The organism is Nocardia wallacei (assembly GCF_029869545.1).
Classification (GTDB): Bacteria; Actinomycetota; Actinomycetes; order Mycobacteriales; family Mycobacteriaceae; genus Nocardia; species Nocardia wallacei_A.
This window is the reverse complement of record NZ_JARWQD010000351.1, coordinates 1-9,925: the sequence shown is the minus strand read 5'-3', so window position 1 is coordinate 9,925 and position 9,925 is coordinate 1. Positions and strand designations below refer to the sequence as shown.

General features: G+C 68.9%; 10 protein-coding genes. 2 read left to right on the top strand and 8 right to left on the bottom strand.

The window, feature by feature from the left end; translation table 11 throughout:
• From QH290_RS32135 to QH290_RS32125, 3 genes are all read right to left on the bottom strand, one after another.
• On the bottom strand, nucleotides 1-2,552 hold a 2,552-nt coding region (locus QH290_RS32135; protein ID WP_280387004.1), incomplete at its 3' end, for a HAMP domain-containing protein.
• A 47-nt stretch (nucleotides 2,553-2,599) separates the two neighbouring features.
• Nucleotides 2,600-3,019 carry a response regulator gene (locus QH290_RS32130; RefSeq protein WP_280268199.1) on the bottom strand — a complete coding sequence of 140 codons (420 nt, stop codon included), beginning with the start codon at nucleotides 3,017-3,019 and terminating at the stop codon, nucleotides 2,600-2,602.
• Between the two features lie 94 nt (nucleotides 3,020-3,113).
• Nucleotides 3,114-3,608, bottom strand: coding sequence for a pyridoxamine 5'-phosphate oxidase family protein (locus QH290_RS32125; protein ID WP_280268200.1), 495 nt, complete (start codon nucleotides 3,606-3,608; stop codon nucleotides 3,114-3,116).
• A 138-nt stretch (nucleotides 3,609-3,746) separates the two neighbouring features.
• Here QH290_RS32125 and QH290_RS32120 point away from each other — a divergent pair, with 138 nt between their 5' ends.
• On the top strand, nucleotides 3,747-4,490 hold the full coding sequence (locus tag QH290_RS32120; RefSeq protein WP_280387002.1) for a S1 family peptidase: 744 nt from the start codon (nucleotides 3,747-3,749) through the stop codon (nucleotides 4,488-4,490).
• Nucleotides 4,491-4,668: 178 nt separating this feature from the next.
• A complete protein-coding gene (locus QH290_RS32115) occupies nucleotides 4,669-5,520 on the top strand; it encodes an alpha/beta fold hydrolase (protein ID WP_280268202.1) in 852 nt (283 codons plus the stop codon).
• A gap of 30 nt (nucleotides 5,521-5,550) precedes the next feature.
• Here the strand turns inward: QH290_RS32115 and QH290_RS32110 are convergent, their stop codons facing one another.
• The 5 genes from QH290_RS32110 to QH290_RS32090 form a co-directional block, all read right to left on the bottom strand.
• Nucleotides 5,551-6,597 carry a ferrochelatase gene (locus tag QH290_RS32110; protein WP_280386999.1) on the bottom strand — a complete coding sequence of 349 codons (1,047 nt, stop codon included), beginning with the start codon at nucleotides 6,595-6,597 and terminating at the stop codon, nucleotides 5,551-5,553.
• Nucleotides 6,597-7,433 carry an NADH-dependent enoyl-ACP reductase InhA gene (gene inhA, locus QH290_RS32105; protein WP_280268204.1) on the bottom strand — a complete coding sequence of 279 codons (837 nt, stop codon included), beginning with the start codon at nucleotides 7,431-7,433 and terminating at the stop codon, nucleotides 6,597-6,599. Before inhA ends, QH290_RS32110 begins: the two co-directional genes overlap by 1 nt.
• 76 nt (nucleotides 7,434-7,509) lie before the next feature.
• On the bottom strand, nucleotides 7,510-8,229 hold the full coding sequence (gene fabG1 / locus QH290_RS32100; RefSeq protein ID WP_280268205.1) for a 3-oxoacyl-ACP reductase FabG1: 720 nt from the start codon (nucleotides 8,227-8,229) through the stop codon (nucleotides 7,510-7,512).
• Nucleotides 8,230-8,285: 56 nt separating this feature from the next.
• Nucleotides 8,286-9,290, bottom strand: a complete 1,005-nt coding sequence (locus QH290_RS32095) for a VWA domain-containing protein (protein WP_280268206.1) — start codon at nucleotides 9,288-9,290, stop codon at nucleotides 8,286-8,288.
• Nucleotides 9,287-9,925, bottom strand: a 639-nt coding sequence (locus QH290_RS32090) for a DUF3463 domain-containing protein (RefSeq protein ID WP_280386996.1), incomplete at its 5' end; no start/stop codon positions are given. The genes QH290_RS32095 and QH290_RS32090, both read right to left, overlap by 4 nt.

Sequence of the window (9,925 nt, the reverse complement as noted above, 5' to 3'; positions counted from 1 at the left end):
TGTAACTCGCGCTCCCCGGCGGTCAACCGCCCTATGGAGCCCAGCTCAACCCCCCCCACCACCTGGCCCTCGAACACCATCGCCACCACTATCTGGCTCGCGGCGGCCGCCGCGCCCAGCCCGGAGGACACCCGCACGTAGTCCAGCGGGGTCTGCTCCACCACGATCGCCTGCTTGGTCCGGGCCACCTGGCCGACCAGCGACTGTCCGAGTTCGAACTCGGTACCGTCCTCGTTGCGCCCGTACCCGGCGATCAGCCGCAGCCGCCCGCGCTCGCCGCTGTCCATGAAGAAGAACGCCCCGTACTGGGCCCCGACCAGCGGGGTGACCTGGTCCATGATCAGCTGGGCCACGGCGCCGAGATCGCGGTGGCCCTGCAGCCGCCCGGAGATCCGGGCCAGATTGGTGTTGAGCCAGGCCTGCTCCTCGTTGGTGCGGGTGGTCTCGCGCAGCGACCGCACCATCGCGTTGATGTTGTTCTTCAGCTCCGCCACCTCGCCGTTGGCCTCGACCGCGATCGAGCGGGTGAGATCGCCGGTGGCGACCGCGCTGGTGACCTCGGCGATGGCGCGCACCTGCCGGGTGAGATTGCCCGCGAGTTCGTTGACGTTCTCGGTCAGCCGCTTCCAGGTGCCCGACACGCCCTCGACCTCGGCCTGCCCGCCCAGCTGCCCCTCCTTGCCCACCTCGCGCGCCACCCGGGTGACCTCGGCCGCGAACGACGACAGGGTGTCGACCATCGTGTTGATCGTGGTCTTGAGCTCCAGGATCTCGCCGCGGGCGTCGACGTCGATCTTCTGCGACAGATCGCCCCGCGCCACCGCCGTGGTGACCTGGGCGATGGACCGCACCTGGCCGGTCAGGTTGCTGGCCATCGAGTTCACGTTGTCGGTCAGGCTCTTCCACGTACCGGCGACGTTGGGCACCCGGGCCTGCCCGCCGAGCCTGCCCTCGGTGCCGACCTCGCGCGCCACCCGGGTCACCTCGTCGGCGAAGGCCGACAGGGTGTCGACCATGGTGTTGATGGTCTGCGCGAGCGCGGCCACCTCGCCCTTCGCCTCGACCGTGATCTTCTGCGACAGATCACCTTTCGCCACCGCCGTGGCGACCTGGGCGATGGAGCGGACCTGATCGGTGAGGTTGTCGGCCATCACGTTCACCGATTCCGTCAGGCCCTTCCACGTGCCCGACACGCCCTTCACATCGGCCTGACCACCCAGTCGCCCCTTCGTCCCGACCTCGCGCGCCACCCGCGTGACCTCGTCGGCGAACGACGAGAGCGTGTCCACCATCGTGTTGATGGTCTCCTTCAGCTCCAGGATCTCGCCGCGGGCGTCCACCCGGATCTTCTGCGACAGATCACCTTTCGCCACCGCCGTGGTCACCTCGGCGATGGAGCGCACCTGATCGGTCAGATTCGCCGCCATCACGTTCACCGATTCGGTCAGGCCCTTCCACGTGCCCGACACGCCCTGCACATCGGCCTGGCCGCCCAGCCGTCCGTCGGTGCCGACCTCACGCGCGACACGCGTCACCTCGTCGGCGAACGACGACAGCTGATCGACCATCGTGTTGATCGTGTTCTTCAGCTCCAGGATCTCGCCCCGCGCATCCACCGTGATCTTCTGCGACAGATCACCTTTCGCCACCGCCGTGGCGACCTGGGCGATCGATCGGACCTGATCGGTCAGATTCGCCGCCATGAAGTTCACCGATTCGGTCAGGCCCTTCCAGGTCCCCGACGCGCCCAGCACCTGCGCCTGGCCGCCCAGCCGTCCGTCGGTACCGACCTCGCGCGCCACGCGGGTCACCTCGTCGGCGAAGGCCGACAGCTGATCGACCATCGTGTTGATCGTGTTCTTCAGCTCCAGGATCTCGCCCCGCGCATCCACCGTGATCTTCTGCGACAGATCACCTTTCGCGACGGCGGTGGTCACCTCCGCGATGGAGCGCACCTGCGCGGTGAGGTTACCGGCCATGATGTTCACCGATTCGGTGAGATCGCGCCAGGTGCCCGAGACGCCGGGCACCTGCGCCTGGCCGCCCAACCGGCCCTCGCTGCCCACCTCGCGCGCCACGCGGGTCACCTCGTCGCCGAACGCCGAGAGCTGATCGACCATCGTGTTGATGGTGTTCTTCAGCTCCAGCAGCTCGCCCTTCACGTCCACCGTGATCTTCTGCGACAGGTCACCCTTGGCCACCGCCGTGGCGACCCCCGCGATATCGCGCACCTGGGCGGTGAGATTGTCGGCCATGGCGTTCACCGAGTCGGTGAGGTCCTTCCAGGTCCCCGACAGGCCCGGCACCGACGCCTGGCCGCCGAGCTTGCCGTCGGTGCCCACCTCCCGGGCGACCCGGGTGACCTCGGTGGTGAACAGCGCCAGCTGGTCGATCATGCCGTTGAACACGATCGCGATCTCGTCCAGCACCGGGTCGCCCACCTGCGGCAGCGAATGGCGGAAGTCGCCGTCGCGCACCGCCTTCAGGCCCTTCAGCAACGGTTGCAGGCGTTCGTCGCTGCCGCTCGCCCGTTCGGCGGTGTCCTGAACCATCCTCGGCCTGCCTTCACCTGAGTTCTGCCGTCACCGGCCGCCGCCGGTCACTGTCTGAGATCGACATCGAAGCAGTCGTGGCCCGCGGCGACGCGCCGGATGACGGCCAGCAGGTCCTCGAACAGCCCCGTCTTGAGCATCAGCCCGGCCCCACCGGCCGCGATCACGCGATCCACCATGGACCGGTCCGCGTATCCGGTGAACACCAGCACGCGCACCTGCGGCGACACCTCGCGCAGCCGCTCGATCGCCTCGATGCCGTCGCCGTCGCGCAGCCGCCGGTCCAGCAGGATCACGTGCGGGCGGGTGCGTTCGGTCGCGGCGATCGTCTCCGCGACCGAGACGGTCCGGTCGACGATCTCGATATCGTCGACCAGTTCGAAGGCGGAGTCCAGGGCCACGGCCACCATCGGGTGGTCCTCGGCCACCAGCAGCCGCAGCGCCCCGTCGCCGAGATCGGATGGCATGCACGAAGTCTAAGGCGGTGCCCGGACGTTTCCCCGGCGTTTCCCGAAGAAGTGCCAGGTCACCTGCCTACCGCGCGGTTTGTTCCCCGGCCGCCTACGGGCGTTTCTCCACGACGCGCTCGGCCTCGCCCGCCTTCCAGATCACGACCTCCAGGCAACCGTCGCCGATCTCGACCGCCGAGCCGCCGGTGATATCGGCGACGTAGAACGGATCGAACCTGCGGCCGCGCAGATCGAACCCGGTGTCGTTGTACAGCGCCTCGGCGAAGCGCCGGTGCATCGCCTCGTCCCGCAGGTTGCGCACGACGCCGAACAGCTTCGCATCGCCGTCGCCGACATGGGTGTCGACGGTGGCGGTGTGCAGGCAGAAGCGTGGATCCCGGTGCAGGTCTTTGAACTTCGTCGTCTCCGGCATGCCGACCACCAGCAGCTCCCCCTCGAACATCCGCGGCTCCATCGGGCTGATCCGGGGATATCCGTCCGAGCGGGTGGTGGCCAGCATGCACAGATTCCCGGTCGCGGCGTGGCGGCGCGCGAAGATCGCCGAAACCCGCGGCGCCGCCTTCGTGAACTCGTCCCAGCTGGTCATTCACTCACGGTAGGCCGCGGCACCGACAAAGCGGGCGCGATCACACGAATCACCTGTGGCCGCCCGCGCTGGTCGTGCGGCAGACTCGACGAGCGCGCACGGAGGGCGCGGCCACCGGCAGAGCAGAGGTGAGACGACATGCAGATATCCCGCGGGCTGACCGCGTTCCTGGCCGCGCTCCTCGGGCTCGGCGCCTGCGCGGCAGGACCCGCGGGGGCGGTGGTGGGCGGCACCGACGCCGACGCGGCGGCGTACCCGTGGCTGGCCGCGATCGGCACGCCCGCGTACGCGACCCGGCCCGGCGGCCAGTTCTGCGCGGGCGCGCTCGTCGCCCCGGACCGCGTGGTCACCGCGGGGCACTGTGCGCTGCTGGCCCGGGCGCTGCCGGGGACGACCGTGACCTTCGGCCGCACCGACGTCGCGGACGATGGCGGAGTCACGGTGGGAGTCAAGGATATTCGCATTCACCCGGCCTTCCGGGTGGCGCTGTTCGACGGCGATCTCGCCTACCACCACGACGTGGCCGTGCTCACCCTCACCGCGCCGGTTCCGCTGCCGACCGTGGCGCCCGGTGCGCCGCACGGACATTCGGCGCAGGTACTCGGGTGGGGCGTGACCTCCGAGGACGATATGTCCAACAGCCGCCTGCACGCCGCCACCGTGCCGCTGCCGGGCGACGCGGCCTGCGCCGCCTACGGCCCCGAATTCGATCCACGCGAGGCCGTCTGCGCGGGTTCGGCCGCGGCCGACAGCGCCCAGTTCGACAGCGGTGGTCCCCTGCTCGTCGACGGCAGGCTCGCCGGAGTCGTCTCCTGGGGCAAGGGCACGGCCCGGCCCGGCTACCCGGGGATCTACGCTCGCGTGCCGTCGCTCGACTTCTGATCCGCTACCCACACCGCGTCCCCGAACCGGACATTCCCGACTGGCGGCAAATCGGACAAAACGGATATTCTCACTGTTGTCATTCCGGACCGGAACCGAGTGGGCACACGTAGGCTGACCGCATCCATCCGGCCGCGACGACGTGGGGCTCGCGCGGCCGGCGGAGCCATGATCAGTGATGAGGGACCTGATGACCGCGCCGGATCCGAATGTGCCGTATTCGACTGTCGTCTCCGCGGACGGCACGACCATCGCCTATCTGACCGTCGGGGCGGGGCCCGCGGTCGTCGTCGTGCCCGGCGTGCTGTCGGTGGCCGAGGGATACCTGGATTTCGCCCGCGCGCTCGGCGGGCATTTCACCGTGCACGTCCTCGAGCGCCGCGGGCGTGGCGCCAGCGGTCCGCAGGGCGCCGACTACAGCATCGACAAGGAATGCGAGGACCTGCTCGCCGTCGCCGACAAGACCGGCGCGCAACTACTCGTCGGCCACAGCTACGGCGGGCTGGTCGTGCTCGAGGCCGCCCGCGACCGCCCGCAGATCCGCAAGGCCGCCGTCTACGAGCCGGGGCTGTCGATCGACGGGTCACTGCCCATCGGCTGGATGCCCGCCTACGAACGAAAACTCGCGCAGCACAAGCCGTTCGACGCGTTCGTCGAATTCGTCCGGGCGATGGGGCCCGAATCGGCCCGCCGCGCGCCGCGCTGGCTCATGCGGCGAATGATGCCGTTGTTCATGAAGGCCCCGGAGCGGCACCTGGTGATCGGCCTGCTCGCGGAGAACCTGGCCGAACATCGCGAGATCGCCCGGCTGAACAATACCTATCCGCATTATCGCGAGATCGAGGCGGAGGTGCTGTTCCTACAGGGCGGCAAGGACCACGCCGCGCAGTCCGATATCGACCGCGCCACACTCGAATACGTCATTCCCCGCTGCACGGGCCACATGTTCCCCGACCTCGACCACTTCGGTATCGACAAACGAGATCCGGCACGGGTCGCGGGGATTATCGGGACATTCTTCTCGGGATAGGCCGGACGTTCGTCGCCTCGGTATTTCCGATCAGGCGGGGCGGCGAGGCGCCTCGCAGCAGCCGACGGCGCAGGGGGCGCCGTCGGTGGTGCAGCCGTAGCCGGGGACGGAGCCCAGGCGGCGGGGCTCGGTGCCCGCCCTGTGCTCCTGGACCAGTTCGGCGATCAGTTCGGCGAATCGCGGATCGGTGCCCGGCGTGGCCGCGCGGGCGAAGGCCATGCCCAGTTCGGCGGCCTTCTGTTTCGCCTCGTTGTCGAGATCCCAGATCACCTCGAGGTGATCGGAGACGAATCCCACCGGGCACACCACGACGGCGTCGATTCCCTTGGCCGACAACGCCTCCAGATGGTCGACGATATCGGGCTCCAGCCACGGCACCTGCGGCGGACCCGAGCGCGACTGCCAGACCACATCGAAATCGTCGAATCCTGTTGCGGCCGCGCACAATCGAGCGGCGTCGACAACCTGGCGACTGTAGAGGTGACCGCCGTCGTCCGGCGGCCCCGCGGCCACATCGGCCGAGACCGGGATCGAGTGCGCGGTGAACACCAAACGCACCCGGTCCCGCCGGTCGACCGGAATCTGTTGCACCGCGGCATGAATCGCCGCACCGAAGGCCCCGACGAGCAGCGGATGGTCGAAGTACTGCCGCAGCTTCACCAGTTCGGGCGCCCGCTCCCCCACCGCGGCCCGCGCCCGGGCGATGTCCTCGTCGTACTGCCTGCAGCCCGAGTATCCGCCCCACGCCGAGGTGGCGAACACCAGCGCCGAACCCACGCCGTCGGCCCGCATCCGCTCCACGGTGTCCTCCACCATCGGATGCCAGTTGCGGTTGCCGAAGTAGACCGGCAATGCGATACCGCGCCGGGCGAATTCGGCCTCCGCCGCGGCGATGATGTCGCGGTTGAGCGCATTGATCGGCGATACTCCACCGAAGTGCAGGTAGTGCTGGGCCACCTCCTCCAGCCGTTCCCGGGGCACGCCACGGCCGCGAGTGACGTTCTCCAGGAACGGCATGACGTCCTCCGGGCGCTCGGGGCCCCCGAAGGACAGCACCAGCAGTGCGTCGTAGGTCATCAGTTCGACGGGAAATTCTCCGGGAACCAGGTGTTGTGGCTGGCCCCGCCGTCGACGTAGATGATCGAGCCGGTGGTGCCGGGCAGCCAGTCCGACAGCAGCGTGACGATCGACCTCGCCACCACGGTCGGATCGTCGACGTCCCAGCCGATCGGCGAGGCGCCGTCCCAGTAGGTGTTGAGCATGGTGAGCTGCTTGGCGTCGTCGGTGGCGGTGCCCGCGATGGCCTTGGCCGCGAGGGTCTTGATCGGGCCCGCGGCGATCAGGTTGGAGCGAATCCGCTTGGCCTCGCCCACTTCTCGCGCCACGTACCGGTTCACCGACTCCAGCGCGGCCTTGGCCACACCCATCCAGTTGTAGTACGGCAGCGCGGTGCGCGGATCGAAGTCCATGCCCACCAGCGAGCCGCCCTCGTTCATCACCGGCAGCACGGCCCGCGCCAGCGACGCGTAGCTCCAGGCCGAGATCTCGAACGACTTGGCGGCGTCCGGGCCGGGGCCGTCCAGGAACGGCTTGGCCTCCGGTCCCATCAGCGTGCGCGGCGCGAAGGCGATGGAATGCAGCACGCCGTCCACGCCCTCGGGGGCGAGCTCGCGCACTTTGTCCGGCAGCGCCGCCAGGTCGTCCTCGCTCGTGACGTCGAGGCCGATGGCCGGGGCGATCTCCTGCGGCAGCCGCTTGGCGATGCGGTCGATCAGCCGCAGCCGCTCCGGAATTCCGGTGATGATCACCTTCGCGCCCTGCTCCTGCGCCACCTTGGCGGCATGGAAGGCGATGGACGAATCGGTGATGATGCCGGTGATGAGGACGGTCTTGCCCTCGAGCAATCCGCTCATGTGAAGTCGGTTCTCCTGTCCGCGTACATCGTTCCGGCGGAAACCGGAGCGATTGGTGAAGTAGCTGCCGTACCGCTCAGTGACCCAGGCCCAGGCCGCCGTCGACCGGGATGATCGCGCCGCTGATGTACGCGGCCTCGTCGGAGGCAACGAAGCTGATGGCGGCCGCGACGTCGTCCGTGTGACCCATCCGGCCAGCCGGAATCAGCTTGAGCGCCTGCTCACGCATTTCCTCGGTCATGTCTTCCCGGGTCATATCGGTGTCGATCAGCCCCGGCGCGACGACGTTCGCGGTGATATTGCGCGATCCGATTTCCCTCGTGATCGCGCGAGCCATGCCGACCAGCCCCGCCTTCGCGGCCGCATAGTTCACCTGGCCCGGCGCACCCATCTGGCCCACGACCGATCCCAGGAAGATGATCCGCCCGAACCGCGCCCGCAGCATGGCCCGGTTGGCCCGCTTGGCGCACCGCCACGCACCGGTGAGGTTGGCGTCGATGACGCGGGTGAACTGCTCTTCACTCATGCGCATCAGAAGCGTGTTGTCCACGATGCCCGCGTTGGCCACCAGTACCTCGACCGGACCCTGATGCGCCTCGACCTCACCGAAGGCCTCGTCGATCGAATTCGTGTCCGTCACATCGCATTTCACGCCGAACAACCCGTCCGGCACCCCCGACCCGCGATGCGTCACCGCCACCTTGTGCCCGTCCGCGGCGAGCCGCTGGGCGACCGCGAGGCCGATGCCGCGGTTGCCGCCCGTCACCAGAACCGACCGGGATGTGAAGTTCGACATGGGTGTAAACCTATCTGTTCGAGTTCAGCTGGCGAGTTCGGGTTGCGCGGTACCCGTCATGGCAGACGTTGACGATAGACCAAACCACCCACGACGCCCGCGGTGGTGATCAGCAGACCGAGCAGCAGCCAGGGCCGGCTGGCATCGCCCATCTGCATCTCGAAACCGATCTGCTTGTCCAGTGTGTCGTAGACGGCGTTGAGTTCCTCCAGCGAGGACGCGGTGTAGAAGTCGCCGCCGGAGATGTTGGCGATCTCGCGCAGCGACTCGTCGTCGACCGGCACCGGAACCCGCTGCGCCCCCTTGCCGTCCTTGTCCGGGATCTCCACCGAACCCCAGGACGTACCGAAGGAGATCGTCGACACCGGGATCCCCTTCTCCTTGGCCATGCGTGCCGCGACGAAGGCGTGCCGCGGATTGTCGACGTCCTTGTCGTCCGGCACGGTCTGCTTACCGTCGGACATCAGCACGATCCGGGCGGGCGGCGGGGTCTCCGCGCCGCCGAGCACCGAGGCGAGCGTGTCGATCGCCTGCATCGCGCTGTAGATGCCCTCACCGGTGGCGGTGCGTTCGGCCAGCTTCATGTTCTGGATGGCGGCCTTGACGGCCTCGCGGTTGGTGGTCGGCGACACCTGCACCGAGGCGGTGCCCGCGTAGGTCACCAGCCCGAGATTGATTCCGGGAGTGAGTCCTTCGGCGAACTCACTGGCCGACTTCTTGGCCACCTGCACCCGCGACGGCTCGACGTCTGTCGCCTCCATCGAGAGCGAGACGTCGATCACCATCATCACGGTGGCGCGGTTGCGGGGCACCTTCTTGGCCGCCTGCGGCCCGGCCGCGGCGATCGTCAGCAGCACCAGGCCGACCAATATCAGCGCGACGGGCGCGTGCCGCCAGCCGCTGGGCCGCTTGGGTGCCACCTGCTCCAGCGTCTCCATGTTGGCGAAGCGGAGCAGATGCCGCTTGCGGCGGCGCTGCACGAGCACGTACAGCAGCGCGACCGCGGCCACGACGAGCAGGAACGCCAGCCAGCCGGCGGCGGTGAAATGCGAAATACTCACTGTCGAGGGACCTGTCCGGTCGGGGCACCGAAGGTGTGGCGCCGGGTGGACACGAACCGGACGACGTCGGCGATCCAATCCCGATCGGTGCGCAGCGTGAGCACCGGGGCGCCGGAGCTGCGCAGCGCCTGCTCGACCTGACCCCGATGCAGCTCCGCCGCGCGCGCGAAATCGCTACGCAGCGCGGGAGTCACGGAGAATTCACGGGTGCGGCCGGTCTCGGGATCGTGCAGCACCACGTCGCCCACGTCGGGCAGGTCCAGATCCAGCGGATCCAGCACCTCCACCCCGAGCAGATCGTGGCGGCCGGAGATGGCGCGCAGCGAGCGCTGCCAATCGATATCGCCGAGGAAGTCCGAAATCACCACGGCCAGACCGCGTTTGCGCTGCGGCCGGCGCAGCGACTCGATGGCGCCGCGCAGATCGCCGCGCACGCCGTCGGCCGCGTGCGGTGTGGTGGGGGGGGGGGGGGGGGGGGGGGGGGGGGGGGGGGGGGCGGGCGGGGGGGGGGGGGGTTTCTTACGCGGCGGCCAGCCAATGGGCGGGACGACGGCGGTGGGCTCGTAGCCGCAGTGGGCCATGCAGTTCGCGCAGCGCGGATCGTTGCCCCGGCCGAAGCTGTCCCAGTCCGTATC

Excerpts from the sequence above, each read along its gene's own strand:
- QH290_RS32130 (WP_280268199.1), bottom strand. The coding sequence starts at position 3,019 with ATGCCATCCGATCTCGGCGACGGGGCGCTGCGGCTGCTGGTGGCCGAG.
- QH290_RS32125 (WP_280268200.1), bottom strand. The coding sequence starts at position 3,608 with ATGACCAGCTGGGACGAGTTCACGAAGGCGGCGCCGCGGGTTTCGGCG.
- QH290_RS32120 (WP_280387002.1), top strand. The coding sequence starts at position 3,747 with ATGCAGATATCCCGCGGGCTGACCGCGTTCCTGGCCGCGCTCCTCGGG.
- QH290_RS32115 (WP_280268202.1), top strand. The coding sequence starts at position 4,669 with ATGAGGGACCTGATGACCGCGCCGGATCCGAATGTGCCGTATTCGACT.
- QH290_RS32110 (WP_280386999.1), bottom strand. The coding sequence starts at position 6,597 with ATGACCTACGACGCACTGCTGGTGCTGTCCTTCGGGGGCCCCGAGCGC.
- inhA (WP_280268204.1), bottom strand. The coding sequence starts at position 7,433 with ATGAGCGGATTGCTCGAGGGCAAGACCGTCCTCATCACCGGCATCATC.
- fabG1 (WP_280268205.1), bottom strand. The coding sequence starts at position 8,229 with ATGTCGAACTTCACATCCCGGTCGGTTCTGGTGACGGGCGGCAACCGC.